This window comes from Ensifer sp. SL37, assembly GCF_026672675.1.
GTDB lineage: Bacteria > Pseudomonadota > Alphaproteobacteria > Rhizobiales > Rhizobiaceae > Ensifer > Ensifer adhaerens.
Genome location: NZ_JAPPRN010000001.1, coordinates 595021 through 613142, shown reverse-complemented (window position 1 = coordinate 613142; position 18122 = coordinate 595021). Strand labels below are relative to the sequence as shown.

Annotated in this window: 17 protein-coding genes; 6 read left to right on the top strand and 11 right to left on the bottom strand. The window is 64.0% G+C overall.

Annotated features, from left to right (window positions below; translation table 11 throughout):
* Window positions 1-143: 143 nt before the first annotated feature.
* The 3 genes from OVA00_RS02800 to OVA00_RS02790 form a co-directional block, all read right to left on the bottom strand.
* Window positions 144-1649 (bottom strand): tripartite tricarboxylate transporter permease, encoded by a 1506-nt coding sequence (locus tag OVA00_RS02800; protein ID WP_268087899.1) that lies wholly within the window; start codon window positions 1647-1649, stop codon window positions 144-146.
* 24 nt (window positions 1650-1673) lie between these two features.
* Window positions 1674-2132 carry a tripartite tricarboxylate transporter TctB family protein gene (locus tag OVA00_RS02795; protein WP_060519980.1) on the bottom strand — a complete coding sequence of 153 codons (459 nt, stop codon included), beginning with the start codon at window positions 2130-2132 and terminating at the stop codon, window positions 1674-1676.
* 127 nt (window positions 2133-2259) lie between these two features.
* Complete coding sequence (locus OVA00_RS02790; protein ID WP_060585733.1) at window positions 2260-3231, bottom strand: Bug family tripartite tricarboxylate transporter substrate binding protein; 972 nt, start codon at window positions 3229-3231, stop codon at window positions 2260-2262.
* A gap of 279 nt (window positions 3232-3510) precedes the next feature.
* On the opposite strand from OVA00_RS02790, the gene OVA00_RS02785 reads away from it, so the two are divergent.
* Genes OVA00_RS02785 through OVA00_RS02775 form a run of 3 tightly spaced genes read left to right on the top strand, consistent with a single transcriptional unit; the run spans window position 3511 to window position 6660 of the window.
* A complete protein-coding gene (locus OVA00_RS02785; RefSeq protein WP_268087897.1) occupies window positions 3511-4185 on the top strand; it encodes a response regulator transcription factor in 675 nt (224 codons plus the stop codon).
* On the top strand, window positions 4172-5557 hold the full coding sequence (locus OVA00_RS02780; protein WP_090299122.1) for a sensor histidine kinase: 1386 nt from the start codon (window positions 4172-4174) through the stop codon (window positions 5555-5557). The genes OVA00_RS02785 and OVA00_RS02780 overlap by 14 nt, the downstream gene beginning before the upstream one ends.
* Window positions 5558-5559: 2 nt before the next feature.
* Entirely contained in the window at window positions 5560-6660 is a 1101-nt protein-coding gene (locus tag OVA00_RS02775) for an ABC transporter substrate-binding protein (protein ID WP_113504345.1), read from the top strand.
* A 45-nt stretch (window positions 6661-6705) separates the two neighbouring features.
* On the opposite strand, the gene OVA00_RS02770 is transcribed toward OVA00_RS02775, so the two are convergent.
* The 4 genes from OVA00_RS02770 to OVA00_RS02755 form a co-directional block, all read right to left on the bottom strand.
* A complete protein-coding gene (locus OVA00_RS02770; protein ID WP_060643983.1) occupies window positions 6706-7215 on the bottom strand; it encodes a DoxX family protein in 510 nt (169 codons plus the stop codon).
* Between the two features lie 4 nt (window positions 7216-7219).
* Entirely contained in the window at window positions 7220-7996 is a 777-nt protein-coding gene (locus OVA00_RS02765) for an HvfC/BufC N-terminal domain-containing protein (protein ID WP_060643982.1), read from the bottom strand.
* Window positions 7997-8009: 13 nt separating this feature from the next.
* Window positions 8010-8936, bottom strand: a complete 927-nt coding sequence (gene bufB, locus OVA00_RS02760; RefSeq protein WP_090427667.1) for an MNIO family bufferin maturase — start codon at window positions 8934-8936, stop codon at window positions 8010-8012.
* Between the two features lie 126 nt (window positions 8937-9062).
* A complete protein-coding gene (locus OVA00_RS02755) occupies window positions 9063-9386 on the bottom strand; it encodes a BufA1 family periplasmic bufferin-type metallophore (protein WP_034790329.1) in 324 nt (107 codons plus the stop codon).
* Between the two features lie 208 nt (window positions 9387-9594).
* Between OVA00_RS02755 and OVA00_RS02750 the strand changes: the two genes are divergently transcribed.
* On the top strand, window positions 9595-10131 hold the full coding sequence (locus tag OVA00_RS02750; RefSeq protein ID WP_034790212.1) for a sigma-70 family RNA polymerase sigma factor: 537 nt from the start codon (window positions 9595-9597) through the stop codon (window positions 10129-10131).
* Between the two features lie 2 nt (window positions 10132-10133).
* Entirely contained in the window at window positions 10134-10772 is a 639-nt protein-coding gene (locus tag OVA00_RS02745) for an NrsF family protein (protein WP_034790211.1), read from the top strand.
* A 258-nt stretch (window positions 10773-11030) separates the two neighbouring features.
* Here OVA00_RS02745 and OVA00_RS02740 read toward each other — a convergent pair.
* Window positions 11031-11785 (bottom strand): IS5 family transposase gene (locus OVA00_RS02740; protein WP_090429178.1). Its coding sequence is split into 2 segments (ribosomal slippage): window positions 11031-11452 and window positions 11452-11785, totalling 756 coding nucleotides; the frame shifts between segments, so codons are not numbered across the junction.
* A 61-nt stretch (window positions 11786-11846) separates the two neighbouring features.
* Window positions 11847-12629: a DeoR/GlpR family DNA-binding transcription regulator gene (locus OVA00_RS02735; RefSeq protein WP_442780426.1), complete on the bottom strand. Its 783-nt coding sequence runs from the start codon at window positions 12627-12629 to the stop codon at window positions 11847-11849.
* 248 nt (window positions 12630-12877) lie between these two features.
* Here OVA00_RS02735 and OVA00_RS02730 point away from each other — a divergent pair, with 248 nt between their 5' ends.
* Window positions 12878-16177 (top strand): autotransporter domain-containing protein, encoded by a 3300-nt coding sequence (locus OVA00_RS02730; protein WP_268087887.1) that lies wholly within the window; start codon window positions 12878-12880, stop codon window positions 16175-16177.
* Window positions 16178-16265: 88 nt separating this feature from the next.
* Here the strand turns inward: OVA00_RS02730 and OVA00_RS02725 are convergent, their stop codons facing one another.
* Together OVA00_RS02725 and OVA00_RS02720 are read right to left on the bottom strand one after the other, a co-directional pair.
* Window positions 16266-16928, bottom strand: a complete 663-nt coding sequence (locus OVA00_RS02725; protein ID WP_268087886.1) for a histidine phosphatase family protein — start codon at window positions 16926-16928, stop codon at window positions 16266-16268.
* Between the two features lie 88 nt (window positions 16929-17016).
* Window positions 17017-18117 (bottom strand): ABC transporter ATP-binding protein, encoded by a 1101-nt coding sequence (locus OVA00_RS02720; protein WP_268087885.1) that lies wholly within the window; start codon window positions 18115-18117, stop codon window positions 17017-17019.
* Window positions 18118-18122: the final 5 nt, after the last annotated feature.

Sequence of the window (18122 nt, the reverse complement as noted above, 5' to 3'; positions counted from 1 at the left end):
CTCGATAGCAGTCCACAAATCATGCGTAGACGTAAAAGTCTATATTGGATTTATAGTCTGAATGCCGCTCAAAACGACGACAGCGGCGCGCCGCCCTGGGCTCGCGCGCCGCTGTCCAAGCAGCCGACAGAGAGAGGGATCAGCTAGCTGGTGGCGGTCTTGACGACCTTCTTCCGCCTCCAGCCGGCGACGAGTGGCATCACGGCCATGGCGCCCGCCAGGATCCAGAGAATGATCGAGATCTTGCTCTGGAACAGGATCGAGATATCGCCGCCGCTGATCGCCAGCGCATTGCGCAGGTTCACCTCCATCACATGGCCGAGCACGAAACCGAGGATGATCGGCGCCATGTCGAAGCCGGCCTTTCGAAGCAGCCAGCCGATGATGCCGATGCCGAGCATCAGGAGGATCGAGAACACCGAGGCGTGGGTGGAATAGACGCCGACAACCGACAGCACGAGGATGCCCGGAACCAGCAGCCAGTTCGGTACCGTCAAGACGCGGGCGAAGATGTTGACGAGCGGCAGGTTGAGGAGAAGCAAGAGCACGTTGCCGATGAAGAGCGATGCGACGAGACCGCCGACCACTTCCGGCCGCTCGGTGATCAGCATCGGGCCCGGCTGGATGTTGTAGAGCATCAATGCGCCGAGCATGACGGCGGTCGTGCCGGAGCCGGGCACGCCGAGCGTCAGCATCGGTACGAAGGCGCCGCAGGCGGTGGCGTTGTTGGCAGCCTCAGGGGCCGTGAGACCTCGTACGTCGCCCTTGCCGAAGGTGCCTTCGCTGTCGGAGATGCGCTTCTCCGTGGTGTAGGAAACGGCGCTCGAAACCGATGCGCCGGTGCCCGGCAACACGCCAACGATGAAGCCGATGACCGAACCACGCAGCGTGGCACCGATCGATTTGCGGATATCGTCGAGGCGGGCGGTCATGCGGCCGAGTTCGCGGATGACCGTGACGCCGCTTGCCTGGTGTTCGAGGATCAGCAGCGCCTCGGATACCGAGAAGAGACCGATGACCAGCACGACGAATTCGATGCCGTCGCCGAGTTCCGGCTCGTTGAAGGTGAAGCGATAGGCGCCGGAGGTGGCGTCGAGCCCGACGGTCGCAAGCATCAGGCCGAGCGTGCAGCCGATCAGCGTCTTTACCGGCTGGCTACCGACCATGGAACCGAGGGTCGCGAAGGCGAACACCATCAGCACGAAGTATTCGGCCGGGCCGAAGCCGATGGCGAGGCCCGCAAGCAGCGGCGCGAACAGCGCCAGCCCGACGGCGCCGAAGACCCCGCCGACGAAGGAGGAGAGGCCGGAGAGCATCAACGCTTCGCCGGCGCGGCCCTGGCGGGCCATCGGGTTGCCGTCGAGCGCCGTCATGACGGCGCCGGCATCGCCCGGCACGTTCAGAAGGATCGAGGAAATGCGGCCGCCATATTCGGCCCCGCAATAGACGGCGGCGAGCAGGATCATCGTGCTTTCGGCCGGCAGGCCCATCGTATAGGCAATCGGGATCAGCAGCGCGATGCCGTTGATCGGCCCGATCGCCGGCAGGGCGCCGACCAAAGTGCCGATGAAGCAGCCTGCAAGACCGATGAGCAGGTTCTGCAGGGTCAGGGCGACGGTAAAACCGTTCCAGAGATAATCGAGATTCATTGAGATCACTCCATAACCGGCGGATCAGCCAAACAGCCGGCCGGCGGGCAGATAGACGTCGAGCAGGTAGGAAAAAACGAACCACCAGAGGGCGGCTTGCCCGACGCCGCCAATCAGCGCGAGACGCAGCGGCGCGCCGAAGATCCAGCCGACGCCGAAGGTCAGCAGGAAGATCGAGGCGGCGAAGCCGGCGGGCTCCAGAAGCAGTGCCGATGCAAGAAGCAGGAGCGGTACTGCAATGATCTTCACGAGAAGCTGCCCCTGCGGAAAGGCTTCGGTCGTTCCGGGGCTTTTCAAGTAGAAGAGGCAAAGCACCGCGAGGGTGATGGCGAGCAGCACCGGCACGACGCGTGGACCGAGCGGGTCCGAGGCGAAGGCATATTCGATCTGGCTGCCGCCGATGCCATAGGCAATCGCCAGCGCGAGCATCAAGAGCCCGCCGACCCTGCCGATGCGGGAGGATGAGGAAGTGGTGTCTGACATGGTTCTGTTCCCGATGTTTACGCCAGGGAACGGGTCTTCAATCCGGCCGGATGAGACGATCGGCAGGGAGCCCGTAAAGTGGTGGCAAACAAGCGGAGCGGGAGACTGTCCCGCTCCACCGTCCGGCTTACATGCCGGCTTCCTTGGCGATGATCTTGAAGCGTGCCACGTCCGCCTTGACCTGCTGGTCGAAGGCGTCGCCCACCTGGGTGTATTCGTAGAGGCCGCGCGCCTCGCGCTCCTTCACGAATTCCGGCGTTGCGGCGAGCTTGGTGAAAGCATCGGCCCACCATTTGTAGTCGGCGTCGGAGACGTCCTTGCCGACGTAGTAGCCGCGCCAGACCGGCCATTCGATGTCGACGCCCTGTTCCCTGGCGGTCGGCACTTCGGCGAGTTCGCCCGGCAGGCGATCGGGCGCCATGACCGCGAGCACGCGGACCTTGCCGGCTGCATGGTGCTTGGACATTTCCGCAGCATCGCCGGCACCGACCTTGACGTGGCCGCCTTCGAGCGCCGTCAGTACTGCGCCGCCGCCTTCAAGCGCGACGTAGCGCATCTGCTTCGGCTCCTGTCCCGCAGCTTTTGCCAAGAGCGAGCCCTTCATCCAGTCCTGCGAGCCGACAGCGCCGCCGCCGGCGACTGAGAAGTCGGTCGGGCTTGCCTTGTAGGCGGCGATCAGCTCGCCGAGGCTCTTGTAGGGGGAATCCGCGGCGACCACGAGCACGCCGTAGTCGGCGCCGAGCGCGCCGAGCCAGCGCACGGCGTTTTCGTCATATTGCCCGAACTTGCCCTGGGCGATCAGGAGCGCCGAGCCGGAGGAAGCAGCGGTGATCAGGTTGCCGTCGGCGCCGCGCTTGCCGATGACATGGTTGTAGGCAACCGCACCGACGCCGCCTTCCATATAGGTAACGGCCATCGGCTTGCCGATGATCTTGGCTTCGAGCAGCGCATTGGCGGCAAGCCGGCAGGTAAGGTCGAAGCCACCGCCAGGCTTGGCGCCGGCCAGGCACTCGGGCTTCGACGGCTCCGCACCGGCGGGCGATGCCACGGCGGCGAAAAAGCCGGCCGCCAGAAGGGTCTTCACAAAGGCTCGGGTCATGGTCTCTCTCCCATCCATGAGTTCTTCTTTCAAAGGCGCTATCGCGCGCCTGCCTCCATCGTGACATCCAGGATCCGGACGGCATCGACCCGCATCGACGGACCGCGTGGCGGCCGCCTGAAAATGCCTCGGCGATGATTGTCCTCCAGACCCTGGCCGCATCTCCCGTTGTCGCGATCAGGCAGTCCTCTTTCCTCCGCGAACCTGTCACCACGCTGTCACGAAAGCGGTCAGATCCGTCGGGTTGATCGGTGAAATCTTCCGTGTCACTGCTTGCCCATGCGCATCTTTCTGGTGGAGGACACGAGGGATGTCGGGGAGGTAATCAGCCGGCGACTGGAAAAGGTCGGGCACACCGTCGATTGGCAGACGGACGGTCAAGCCGCCGCCGACATACTCGAATTTACCGACTATGATCTCGTGATCCTCGACGTCATGTTGCCGGGGCTCGACGGGTTTGAGATCCTGCGCCATCTGCGCGCCCGGAAAAAGACGACGCCGGTGCTGGTGCTGACGGCGCGTTCTGAAATCGAGGACCGGGTCGGCGCGCTGGACCTTGGCGCCGACGACTATCTCGTCAAGCCGTTCGATTTCCGCGAGCTCGAAGCGCGCACGCGCGTGCTCCTGCGCCGCCGCCAGGGCGACCCGACCAACCTCATCGAGTGCGGCGATCTGGTGCTCGACCGCAACAGCCGCTCCGTGCGGGTCGGCAACCGCGAGGTCCAGCTCAAGCGGCGCGAGATCACGCTTCTCGAAGTGCTGGCCGCCCGGCCGGGCCGGGTTTTCAGCAAGGACGAACTGCTCGATCGGCTCTTCGGTTTCGACGAAAACGTCAACCCCAACGCCGTCGAACTCTATGTCGGAAGGCTGCGCAAGAAGATCGAGGGCTCGTCGGTGCGCATCGTCACCATCCGCGGTCTCGGCTATCAACTGGTGGCCGATGAAGCGGCGTGAAACCTCGCTCTTCTGGCGGCTCGTGCTGCGCGTGGCGCTGGTGCTTTGTGGTGGTGCGACGCTGCTTTCCGCCGCCGCCTGGTACTATGCCCGCGCGGCCGCCGACGATGCCTATGACCGGCTGCTCCTCGGGGCGGCGATCCAGATCACCGCGAACATGACTGTGGATGCGGGCAATCTGGGTGTAACGCTTCCGTCGTCGGCCTTCGAGTTGCTTGGCCTTGCCGAGCGCGACCGCATTTTCTATCGCGTGGTTGGCCCCGACGGCCGAACCTTGACCGGCTACGACGATCTCGACATCGGCATAAACGTCACCGCGGCGCGGGCCGGCCCGGTGTTCCTGACGACGGAATATCGCAACGTGCCGGTCCGCGTGGCCGTGGTCTCGCGGGCGCTTTCGGATCCGTCTTTTTCTGGCTGGGCCTATGTGGTCATGGCGCAGACGACCGAAGCGCGGCGCGGGCTTGCCGGGGAATTGACGACCCGCGCAATGATCCTCGTCGGCATCATGAGCCTGCTTGCGCTTGCCGGCACCGTGCTTGCCATCCGCTATTCGCTGCTGCCCGTCGATGCCCTTGCCGCGACGCTGCGTGCCCGCGATCCGCAGGATCTGACCCCCGTCGAGGCCGACATGCCCAGGGAGCTCAAGCCTTTCGTCGGGTCGATCAATCACTTCATGGGCCGCCTCGACGAGCGCGTCACCTTGCTTCAGCGCTTCATCGCCGATGCGGCGCATCAGATACGCACGCCGCTGACGGCCCTTTCGGCACAGGTCGACATGCTCGAAGACGACGACCTCGACGTCAACCGCAAGCGGCATCTCGGGCGCGTGCGGGACCGCGTCAGCCAGCTGGCGCGCCTCACTAACCAGTTGCTCAGCCATGCCATGGTCATCCACCGGTCCGATTCCGTGCGCTTCAAGCCCGTCGACCTTGGCGATATCGCCCGGAAGGCTTTCCGCTCGACGGTGCCGATTACAGTCGACCCGGACGTCGTCGTTTCCTTCGAGGACAGTGCCGAGCCGGTCTTCGTGCGCGGCGATGCGGTGAGCCTGCGTGAGGCGATAGCCAATATCATCGACAACGCGCTGCAGCATGGTGTCGAGCAACGGCTGGCCGTGCGCGTGAGGCGCGAGGATGACCGGGCCCTGGTGGAGGTCGCCGACGACGGTCCCGGCATTCCGCCAGCAGAATGGGCGGCGGTCACGACGCGGTTCGTCAGTTCCAAGACGGGAGAGGGAAGCATGGGGCTCGGCTTTGCAATCGCGGCGGAGGTGGCGCTGGCGCATCGCGGCACAGTTCGGTTTCTGGAGAAAGGCGCGCGCGACTTCACCGTCATTCTCGATGTTCCCCTTTATCGGGAGGGAACATGAGGATGTGGCGGCAACTTCGACCGATCGCACTTGTTGCGGTCCTTGGCTTTGCCAGCCCGGCCGGCGCGGTCGAGGGCACGCGGGCGTTCTTTCCGGCGCTCGAAGCCGAGCGCGGCCGGCTTGTCATCAACGGCGCGACCGACATCGAGGCGATGGAGCCGCTGATCCGCGATTTTCAGGAGACGGCGCGCGATGTCGCCATCGATTATACGGACTACGTGACCAACGATCTCTATCGGGACGCCGACATCGCCTGCCGATTGAAGCAGCCTTTCGGTGATCTCCTGCTGTCTTCGTCCGTCGATCAGTTGGTGAAGCTTGCAAACGACGGCTGTGCGCTCGCGCATGTCTCGCCGGAAACCCGCGACGTGCCGGCCTGGGCGAACTGGCGTGACGAGGTCTTCGGCTTTACCTTCGAGCCCTCCGTAATGGTCTACCACAAGGATTTCGTGCCGCCGGAGGATGTGCCGCACACCCATGGAGAGCTCACCGACCTGCTGCGCTTCAAGCCGGATTATTATCGCGGCCGCATCGGCACCTACGACCTGCGCCAGTCCGGTATCGGCTATCTGCTCGCCTTCCTCGATGCCCAGCAGGCCTCGACGACCTACGGCCGCCTGCTCGAAAGCCTCAGCCGCGCCGAAGCCGTGCTGCGCTGCTGCAACAATGCGGTGTTGTCTGAACTCGACAGCGGTAACGTCTATATCGGCTACAACATCCTCGGCTCCTACGCCTATGCCGCGGCGCGACGTAACGGCAAGCTCAGGATCGTGCTGCCGCGCGACTACACGCTGATCCTCAGCCGCGGCGCCCTGGTTCCGACGGGCGCCAAGCACCCCGAGCTCGCCGGTCGCTTCCTCGATTATCTGCTGTCCGAACGAGGACAGGACGTGGCACGGGAGAAAGCGTTTTTCTTCTCGCGGAGCGGCGCACTGCCGGCCGAGGTCGACGGACCCGAAAAACTGGTGGAGTCCGGGATCGGCCGGCCGATCCGGATCGGCCCGGCCTTGCTTGCCGCGCAGGACCGGCTGCAGCGCTCCCGGTTCATTGACGACTGGACCAAGCTGATCGTCGATACCCCGGTTCGGCTGCGCCCGAATTGAAGGGCGCTGCCTGCGGTCAAAGCAGGCGCCGGGATCGCGCGCGGCCTATCGCTCGCCCTTGCGCCAGGCGCACAATGCGTGGTCGAGCGACAGCCTGCCGGGACCGGAGGCCATCAGCGCGAGCGCCATGGCAGCCCAGGTGATGTGGATCGGCCAGCCGTCCGGTACGGTCAGCTGCACAACAATCGTCATGACCAGCAGCCCGAGGGCGGCAAAACGCGTTCCCAGGCCGAAGACAAGCAATATGGGAAGAATGATTTCCGCCGAACCGGCGGCAAAGGCCGTCAAGGCGGGCGCCGGATAGGGATAGGGGCCGCCGGGTAGATGCAGCCGGAATTCCGAGCTGAACAGCAGGACCGCCACGTCGTTCAATTGCAGGAACCCGTCCCACTTGCTCATGCCTGACCGAAAGAAGGGAACGGCAAGGCCGAAGCGCAGGACAAGCTGGGAGAGCCAGAGCGGCGCGAGCGCGCCGACGGCTCGGTTCGCCCGCTGGGTCCATTGCGACAGATCGGCTGTATGGCCGTTTTGCGAAAATCTGGATGCGGACATCATGGTTTCATCCTCCGTGATGAGTTGCCGTAAAGGCCCCCGCTTCGAGCGCGGTGGCGATTGCGGCTGCGAGATCAAGCGTGGGGCATTGCGTGGCAGCATCCGCGGCAGCCGCGGCGAGGGGGATGCCTGCCAGCAGCCGCGAAAGCAGAAGATCGGCGCCGGGCGCGAGACGGCGAACGATGACCTCCAGGTCGGGGCGGGTGATCAGCGCGCTCTCCGCATCAGCCGTTTCGACACGCCCCACCGGCCCGCTCTCGCGATTGACGGCAAAGATCGTGACGGCCGGATAATCGGAACGGACAAGCCTGGTCGCCGGATGCGGATCGAAGACGACGCCGCCGAGCTGCTCGGGCGCAATCAGGGAAAGTGCAGAAGGCGGAAGCGCCGGGGCGTCGGCGGCGTGATAGGCGTCGAGCCAGGCCCGTTCGATCCTTGCTACATCGGCAAGCCATGGCATGGATTGGGCATACTCGTAGCGGGCAATGAAACCCGGAAAGTCGCGGCCATATTCGAAGAGCAGCGGCGAGACTGGCGGTGTTTCGCGCACGTGAAAGCGGGCCATGGCGCGAAAGAAGGCCTCGCCGGTAATGCGCTCAGTCGCCGGGAAGGTCGCCGCCAGCGCTTCGATCAGGCTGACGGTGACGTTGTTGCGGTAGACGTTGAAGCGCTTCACCGCCGCCTTGCCGTTCGGGCCGGCGACCAGAGCCGGCGTCGGCCGGTCAGGTGCGAGCAGCGGCGGCACGAAACCGGCGGCATAATTGCCGATGCGGTTGAGAGGCATGGGGAGCAACCCGTCAGGCGCGGACACGGATCTTCTCCCGCGATATCCGCTGCCCGTAGGCATCGAGGATCGTCTGCGCCGCCGTGGCCTCGCGTTTCAAGACCGGCCAGTCCGGAATGGCGCCGTCCCACTCGATCAGCGTCGGGATGGCGCCGACGCGGGCGATGACGATGTCGTAGAGTTTCCAGACGGCGTCGGCAACCGGCCCGTCATGGCTGTCGATCAGGAGCAGGTCGCCCTCGTCGTCTTGCTGCTCCGCATGCCCGGCAAGGTGAATTTCTCCGACATGTTCAAGTGGGAAGTCATCGAGATAGGCAAGCGCCGAATAGCCCTGGTTGGTGGCGGAAACGAAGACATTGTTGATGTCGAGCAGCAGCCCGCAGCCGGTGCGCTTCACCAGTTCTCGGATGAATACCGTTTCGCTCATCGTCGAATCCTGGAAGGTGACGTAGGTCGACGGGTTTTCGAGCAGCAGCCGGCGGCCGATCGCGTCCTGGACCTCGTCGATATGATCGGATACGCGGGCAACGGTCGCCTCGGTGTAGGGCAGCGGCAAGAGATCGTTGTAGAAGGTGGTCTCGTGGGTCGACCAGGCGAGATGCTCGGAGACGAGGGCCGGTTCATAGCGGTCGACCAGTGCCTTGAACCGCCCCAAGTGCGCCTTGTCGAGCGGCTGTGGGCCGCCGATCGACATGCAGACACCATGCAGAGACACCGGAAAATCCTGGCGAATGCGGGCGAGAGCCGCATGCGGCGGTCCGCCGGCACCCATGTAGTTCTCCGCATGAATTTCGAAGAAGCCGCCGCAGGCATCATCGGCAAGGATCGCCTGGAGGTGCTGATGCTTGAAGCTCGTTCCGGCGAGCCCGGCGATTTCGTGTTTCGGCAGGTGAGGACCTACCGGGGCAAGTCTGCTGCCGTCGTCCGTTGATGTGCGCATTGCCAATCCCGTCATAATCCTGAGACCCTGGATGGCGGGTGGGAACGTCCCTGGACCGCTACCCCTTGAAAACCGAGGCGGAACGGGACGCGATCGCCCCGCGTCCCGTTCCTGAATTGCGATCGATCAGGACGGCATGTCGCGCGAAAGCGCCTCGGGCGAACCCATGCGGCCGTCGGGCAGCTTCATCGTCGTGCAGGTGCCGCCGTCGACGAATTTCCAGGCATTGCCCTGATAGTCGACGGTGGATGTTGCCTGGCACGTCGTGCCCGGGCCGGCGGCGCAATCGTTCTGGCCCTTGAGCGCGACGCCGAAGCATTTCTCCTTGCCGGCATCCATGGCGGACTTGACCTGCGCTTCAGTCAGTGGGCTCGCAACGGCGAGCGACGACAGGGCGGCGGCGACCGCGCTTGCCAGCATTGCGCTGCTGATCGTGGACTTCATGGACATCAAATTATCTCCGTGTTGAACTGTTCCCGTGCGTCCTGTCTGAGGCGCACATCGGGTCTTTCGCCGCGGCGACACCGGGCGTTACATAACGTTGGCAACACGCTTTCGTGATGGGCTCGCGAGGTCGGTCTGAGCAGACAGCGGCCGCGAATTTGAGATAGCCGTGTAACAAACGCCGGGAATCGGCGAATGGGAAGGAAAGAGGCGGGTGAGCGGCGCGGACGACGAACATCTCGCAAGACTTCTCCGCGCGGCCGTGGCCGGCGACGAAAAAGCCTATGCCGACTTCCTGCGGGACGCAGCGCAGGCGATCCGTGGTTGGGCCCGACGTTGGACCATCGGCGGAGGCGTCGATGCTGAGGACGTCGTGCAGGAGGCGCTGCTGGCAGTGCACGTCAAGCGCCACACCTGGCGGGAGGATGCGCCGGTCATCCCGTGGCTGCATGCCATTGCCAGGCACAAATACGTCGATGCCGTGCGTCGTCAGGCTCGCCGCCCGACGGTCGGCATTGAGGGGCTTGAAGACACGCTGGCAAGCGTCGAGACGGAGAAGGCCAGGGATTGGGAAATCGGCCGGGCGCTGGAAGGGCTGGCACCTGGGCAGCGCTCAGTGGTCAACGCGATTTCGATCGAGGGTTTCACGGTGGCTGAGACGGCGCAGAAACTGGACATGAATGAAACGGCGGTTCGGGTGGCGCTTCACCGAGGCCTTGCTGCAATCGCCCGCCGATTTGGACGAAACTAACCATGGACACGAACGACCTCATCAAGGCTCTCGCAGCGGACAATCGGCGACCCGGCCTGCCGATGAACACCGTATGGTCCGGCGTCGCCATCGGCGCACTCGTCCTTGCCGGTGTCGTGTTCTCGATCCTGCTCGGGCCGCGGCCGGATATCGCCGCTGCCGCCGAGACGGTGCGGTTCCTGTTCAAATTCGTGGTGACTATCGCGCTCGCCACGGCCGCTTTTGCGGCCATGCGCGTTGCCGCATGGCCCGACGCGGATCCGCGCAAGCTGGTGCCCTACCTTGCCGTCGCGCCGGCGCTCGTTGTCGGCGGTGTGTTGCTCGAGCTTCTTGCAGTGCCATCCGGTAGCTGGGTGACGAAACTCGTTGGAACCAACTATTTGGTCTGCATGACCTTCATTCCGCTGATCGGCCTTGCGCCCTTGGCGCTGTTCCTTCTCGCACTGCGCCATGGCGCCCCGTCGCGTCCCGGGCTTGCAGGCGCCCTGGCAGGGCTCGCGGCCGGCGGCATCGCCGCGACCTTCTACGCGGCCCACTGCCCGGACGATTCACCGCTTTTCGTCGCGACCTGGTACACGATCGCGGTCCTCATGCTGACGGTGCTTGGGGCGTTGGGCGGCCGTTGGGCGCTTCGCTGGTAGGGCCGGCCATATGAGCCTTCGCCGGCGTTTAAAACAAAAAAGGTCGGCAATGCCGACCTTTTCCCGCTCGCTGCGTCACACTGCCAGTACATCCGTGGTCAGCGTTTGCGCGCGAACTACGCCCGGAGCCTTCGGTTGATCATGTCCGTCGGGCTCCACGGGCAATTCGTTGATACCTATGTGTGGTGCCGTGCCAGAGGTTTCAAGCCCGAGGCAAGTGTTCGCCTCGGCCCCTGCACTAGGGTCAGGACTCGTTAATTACAGCCAGAAGATGACGGAAGCTGCGATGCAGATTGCTGAAAAGAAGGTGTGGGCGCATCGGTCGTAGCGAGTTGCGATGCGTCTCCAATCCTTGAGTTTGGCGAATAGGTTCTCGACCTTGTGTCTGCGGCGATAGAGAGCTTTGTCGTAGGCGTACGGTTTCGTCCGGCTTTTAGAGGACGGAATGCAGGGCTCGATGCCCCTGGCGAGGAGCTCTTCGCGGAACCAGGTGCTGTCGTAGCCCTTATCGGCGATGAGGCAATCGGCCTTGGGTAACGCGTCGAGCACCATCCGGGCGCCCCTGTGGTCGCTCATCTGACCCTCGGAGAGCAGCATGATGATCGGTCGGCCGTCATCATCGCAAACGGCATGGAGCTTCGAGTTCAGTCCGCCCTTGGTTCGCCCGATACGGCGGGGAACATCCCCTTTTTTAGAAGGCTTGCCGCGGTGCGGTGGGCCTTCAGATGTGTCGCGTCGATCATGATGCGCTCAGGCTGAGGACCTTCGCCGGCCAAAGCGGCGAAAATCCTGTCGAACACGCCGAGCCGGCTCCAGCGAATGAAGCGGTTGTAGAGCGTCTTATGTGGCCCGTACTGCGAAGGTGCATCCTTCCACTGCAGACCATTGCGGATCACATAGACGATACCACTGACAACGCGCTGGTCATCGACACGCGCAACCCCGTGTGAAAGAGGAAAATGTGGAGAGATGCGAGCCATTTGGCGCTCGCTTAGCAGAAACAAATCACCCATCAGAACCTCCTTCAACGGAGACTCTGAATCACATCTCAAACGAAATTAATAGGTCCTGACCCTAGCAATGAATGCTCACGCCGTGTTCGCGTAGCAGGGAAACGAGACGCTCATCCGGCAATTCATTGGTTACGAGCGCATCGATATCGGCAAGCGAAGCCAGACGCACCAGCGCACGCCGGCCAAACTTGCTGCTGTCGACGGCGAGGATCACCTGCTCGGCCTGGCGCATCGCGGCCGAGACGGCGGCGACTTCGGCATGGTCGTCGTCGCCGATATCGCCGTCCTGATCGATGCCGCTGACCGAGATGATGGCGACGTCGAATTTGAACTTGCGGATATAGTCGGCGGTCTCCTCGCGAAACACGCCGGCATCCACTTGCCGCACGAAGCCGCCGGGCACCGCGACGGCAAAGCTGCTGCTTTCACTGAGCGTGGTTGCGACGCGCAGACTGTAGGTGACGACACGAAGATCGCGGCGCTTGAGCAGTCCGCGCGCCACCGCTTCGCAGGTCGTGCCGGTGTCGAGGAAGACGGCAGCGCCGTCGGCAACAAGCTCGGCGGTCAGTTGCCCGATGCGTTCCTTCACCTCCGCGTTGTCGATGCGCCGCTGGCGGTAGATGTTGGGATCAACCGGAGTCGCAATGGTCGCGCCGCCGTGCAGGCGCCGCACCTTGCCCTCCTGTTCGAGCGCCATGATATCGCGCCGTGCCGTCTGGGTGGTGACGCCGAACAGGCCGGTGATCTCCTCGATCGAGATATAGTGGTTCTTCTCGAGGTGGCTGAGAAGCTGCGCCTGCCGGCGCGTCTTCTTGTCCCCATCCGAAATATCCCGATCGTCCATCACCCTCATCCTGATTGCCCCTCAGCACGCTTTGCTACCATAGGGCCGACGCCGATCTCCAAGGAAATCAGCGCAGCACCTATGGGCCGCGCGAAATTTTATGGCGCCCCATGAAATGTTGTAAAACTGACATTTGACTCGCTTAATGTCCGTAATCGTACATTTCAGTGAACTCTTCCGCACATCAATACCATCGCCATGAAGGTCTTGTGACGGAGCGTGTTCGCATCGCGACATTGGAGCAAGATATGAGACAACGTGGACACCACCTCCGCGGGGTGCGGGCTTTTGCGCGCCTTGCGCAACCGTTGCGCCTGGCGACGGCGATCCTTCTGTGCGGAACGAGCCTGACGCACTCGGCGGCCGAGGCGCGCGCCGCCGACGACAGCATGAAGATCCTGACGCTCAACACCTGGCTGGACCGCTTCAAGGCCAACCCGAGCGTGATGTCGGACTTCTTCGTCAAGGGGAACTACGACATCCTGACCTTCCAGGAGTTCCGCGCCAACAGCACCTACGCACGCGACATTCCCGGCATCCTGAAGAATGCGGGCCTTGGCACCTATGCGACGCGCCAGGACAGCGATACCGGCGTGTTCTCGCGTCTCCCCGGCACCTTCGGCGCCAGCACACTCGGCGACATCGTGACCTATACGGTGGTCGATCCGACCGTCAGCAAGCCGCAGGTGATCGTCGGCACCACGCACCTCAACTATTACGACCCGCCGACGACCCGCATCAGCGAGGCCAAGGGCATTAATCAATGGGCGAAGTCCGAGACGCGGCCGATCATCCTCACCGGTGATTTCAATGCCGGCGATGTCTCGGAACGCGGCCTGCATTCGATCAGCCAGCAGGAATTGCTGCTGAAGACCTACGTCAAGAGCCCGAGCAACAGCTTCTATCTGAGCCTCTTGCGCGACTATGCCAAGGATCAGCAGAAGCTCGACGCCTATATCGCTGAGTGGAAGGGCAAGAGTGCTTCGGCGATCAACGGCTCGACCGTTCCCTCTGGCCTCTTTGCCGACGAGATGTACCCGGTTGCCGGCAACCTGCCGCAGACGATGAACATCCTGAAGAAGCAGTTCCAGATCTTGCAGCTTCCAAACGAGCGCGAGCAGTTCTCGCCGCATGGCTTGAACGACGGCAGTGTCACCTGGCCGTCGCACGGCGAAGACGCCACCAACACCTGGGCAAGCTGGCACCGGGTCAAGATCGATCACTTCCTGGCGTCTCGTCCTTTCGGCAAGTGGTGGACGCTCGCCGACGATCCGAAGGATCCCTATTCGGGCGTCATCACCGACGTCAGCTACGTGACCAATCCGGATGGATCGAAGACGCCGCTTTCGGACCACGAGCCGGTTGCGCACACGGTGCGCTGGGTCGGTCCGGTGCTGCAGAACTACACGGATCCGGCGACAGCGACGGCCAGGACCCGGATCGTCTGGGGCGATGAAGCATCGACCTTCGCCGAGAAGGGCAAGGTCTTCAACCTTAGCCGCAACAACATGCGCAACGACGTCTATCTCGGCCAGATCGCCGACGAGAACGGCCTGCCAATTCTGGCCGGTCTGACCGACCAGGAGAAGAAGACGCTGCTTGATTGCAAGAGCAGCGATCCGCGCTTCCAGCAGGCGATCCGCGACTATTGCATCGACGATCATTCGTTCATCGACGAAACGCTGGTGACCGACGGAGGTACCGTTGTCGTCGAAGAGGACGCTGCGCTTGGCAGCGCAGCAGCGAAGCTGAGGCTCGATGGCGGGGCCCTCAGGATCGCCGGTCGCGACATGCATCAGATCGACCGCGATATCGTTCTCGAAGGTGCCGGTGGCGCGCTCGACGTGGCGGACGCCGCCAACGTGGTTGCCGTCAACAAGGCGATCAGCGGCAGCGGCGGTCTCACCAAGCTCGGCCCCGGCGCGCTCGTGCTTAACGGCCAGAACACCTATACCGGCGCGACCGTGGTCAAGTCCGGCCTGCTTTCGGTGCAAGGGTCGATCGCCTCGTCTTCAGGGCTCACCATCGAAAAGGACGGCACCATCGGCGGCATCGGGACGTTCGGCAGCATCACGATTGCCGACGGCGGCGTGATTGCCCCCGGCAATTCGATCGGCACGCTCAACGTTGCCGGAGATATTATTTTTGCAGCGGGCTCGACCTATGAGGTCGAGGCCAACGACAAGGGCGAGAGCGACAAGATCGTCGCGTCAGGCAAGGCGACGCTCAACGGCGGCTCTGTCCTGGCGCTCGCAGCCAATGGCAGCTATGCGCCGCAGACCAACTACACGATCCTGACGGCGGCCGGCGGCGTGACCGGTACCTTTGCCGACGTCGCATCGAGCCTCGTCTTCCTCGATCCGACGCTCGGCTACGACGCCAACAACGTGACGCTGACACTCAGCCGCAACGACATCCGCTTCGCGGATGTCACGGAAACCGCCAACCAGCGGGCAACGGCGATCGCCGCAGAAAGCCTCGGCTTCTCCAATGCAGCCTATTCGGCGCTCACCAACCTCGACCGCGCGCAGGCGCGTTTTGCCTTCGACCAGCTCTCGGGTGAAATCCATGCCTCGACCAAGGGTATGCTGCTGCAGGACGGCCTGCTCCTGAACGCTGCAGCCACCAACCGCATCCGCGCGGCTTTCGGCGATGACAGCACCAAGGCGACGCCAGTGCTTGCCTATGGCGAAGGCGGCATCGAAAGCGTTGCGGCCGATACGGACCGCTTCGCCTTCTGGAGCCAGGCCTTCGGCACCTGGGGCGATACGGATGGCAACGGCAATGCGGCGGGCTTCCAGCGTAACGTCGGCGGCTTTCTCATGGGCGCCGATGGCCTCGTCGGCGACAACTGGCGCGCCGGTCTCTTCGGCGGCTACAGCCGCTCGTCCTTCGATGTGGTCGACCGTCATTCCTCCGGGGACAGCGACAACTACCACATCGGTGCCTATGCCGGGACCGGGCTTGGCGCGCTGTCGCTGACGGCGGGTGCGACCTACAGCTGGCATCGCATCGAAACGACGCGCAGCGTGTCCTTCGGCGGTTTCGACGACAGCCTGTCGGCGGCCTATGACGCCCGCACCGCCCAGATCTTCGGCGAGGCGAGCTATGCCGCGAGTGCCGGTCGCTTCGATTTCGAAGGCTTCGCCAATCTCGCCTATCTCAACCTCGACACGGACGGTTTCCGTGAAAAGGGCGGGGCAGCGGCGCTCTCCGGCCGCTCGAACAACAACGACACGACCTTCACGACGATTGGCGTGCGCACCTCGACCGACGTTTCTTTCGGCGAAACGGCGGCGGTTCTGAGCGGCACCGTCGGCTGGCGCCATGCCTTCGGCGATGTCGTGCCGACCTCCACGCTTGCCTTTGCCGGCGGCCAGGGCTTTACCGTCGGCGGTGCGCCGATTGCCCGGGATGCGGCACTCGTCGAAGCGGGCATCGACTTCCAGATCGCTCCGGCCGCGACCTTCGGCGTCAACTACACCGGCCAGATCGCCTCAGGCGTTTCCGACCACGGCGTCAACGCCAAGCTGAAGGTGAGTTTCTGAGGCGGCAACACATCGCTCTGAACATCGAACGCCGCGCATGGTTTCCATGCGCGGCGTTCCTTCGGGTTGGTTGCGGCGGCCTTGTCGATCAGATCCAGACGGTCCTTCCTGCGCCATCGCAGCCAAGGGCGCGCAGGATGTTGAGGGGCACGTCGAGCATGGTCTCGCGACCCTGGGTCAGAAGGAACGAGGCGGTCTGCGGCTCGCGATAGGCAAGAATCTCGTCGCGCGAGGCGGCGGTGTAGATGCCGCGCAGGGCCCTGAGGCAACCGCTATGGGTGACGACGACATGGCGGCGGCCGCGGTCGAGCGTGTCGAGCCAGGCCTGAAGGCGCGCTGAAAGCGCCGTCCGGCTTTCGCCGCCCGGCATCGAATAGTCGAACGGGTCGGCGCTGTGCGCATCGTACTGATCGGCAAGATCGCGCTCGATCTCGTCATGGGCCAGCCCTTCCCAGGCGCCATAGGAGCGTTCGGCAAGGGCAGCCGCCTCGGCAAAACGATCGAAGGGGATCGACCAGGTGTCGGCGAGGATCGATGCGGTCTGGCGGGCGCGGCTGAGCGGGCTCACCCAGAAGGTCAGGTTCTTTTCCTCGTCGGCGATCCGTTCGGCAAGGCGCAGGCCGACGGCGAGTGCCTGGCGCACGCCATTGGCGGTCAGCGGCGTGTCCTTGCGGCCCTGCAGGCGGCCGGCGACGTTCCATTGGGTTTCGCCGTGGCGGATGAGGATGAGGCTTGGAAGATCTCTTTTCATGCGGAACTCGGGTGTCAGCGATCTGGCGCTGCTTGAAATGGGGAAGCTGGCGCCCGCCGGCGAGACCGGCGGACGCGCGTCGTATGCTCTAGTGGGCGAGCCATTGCGCCGACGACGGCTTGAGGCCGAGCGTCGTCGTCGCGCCGGGTTCGAGAAGCGCGTCGCCGGAATGGAACGGCGCGTCGATCAGCACCGTCGCCGCCCCAATCCTGACACCATAGCGCACGGTCGCGCCCAGGAACTCGCGATGCGCGATGATGCCCTCGAGCGCGACAGCGCCGGGCTCGAGGCTGCCAATCGTCGCATATTGCGGCCGGAAGATGAGCTTGGCGCCTGCGGGGACCTCGGTCCCCGCAGGGATCGGGATGGAGCCGCCGCCCACGACCTCGAAGCTTCTGGTAGCGCCGCTGCCGGCCACCTTGCCGTCGAGAATGTTGGCCGTGCCGAGGAAGTTGGCGACGAAGAGGTTGGTCGGCTTCTCGTAGAGCCCCATCGGCGTTCCCACCTGCTGGATGCTGCCCTCGTTGAAGACGGCGATCCGGTCGCAGACGGTGTTGGCCTCTTCCTGGTCGTGGGTGACGAAGATCGTCGTCAGTTGCAGCCGCTGCTGCAACTCGCGCAGCTCGCGCCTGACTTCGACACGCATCTTGGCGTCGAGGTTGGACAGCGGCTCGTCGAGCAACAGCACCTTCGGTTCGATCGCGATGGTGCGGGCGAGCGCCACGCGCTGCTGCTGGCCGCCGGAAAGTTGCGACGGGCGGCGATCAGCGAGGTGCTTGAGGCCGACGAGGTCCAGCGCCGCCTTGACCCGACGGTCGACCTCGGCGCGTGGCAGGCGCCGTTCTTCAAGGCCGAAGGCGACATTGGCGGCGACGGTCATGTGCGGCCAGAGCGCGTAGGACTGGAAGACCATGCCGATGTCGCGCTTCCATGCGGGCATGTCGAGCACGTCCTGTCCGCCGATCACGACCTTGCCCTGACGGGCGTTGTTGAAGCCGGCGATCAGCCGCAAAAGCGTGGTCTTGCCGCAGCCGGACGGGCCGAGAAAGGCGAAGAATTCCCCCGGCTGTATTTCGAGATTGATGTTCTTCAGGACGTGCAGCGCGCCGTAGTAGAGATTGACGTCACTGATGCTGATCGCCTTGGCGGGGCCGGCGGCGAGTGCGGCGCTGTTGATGTTCACTGTCATTGTTT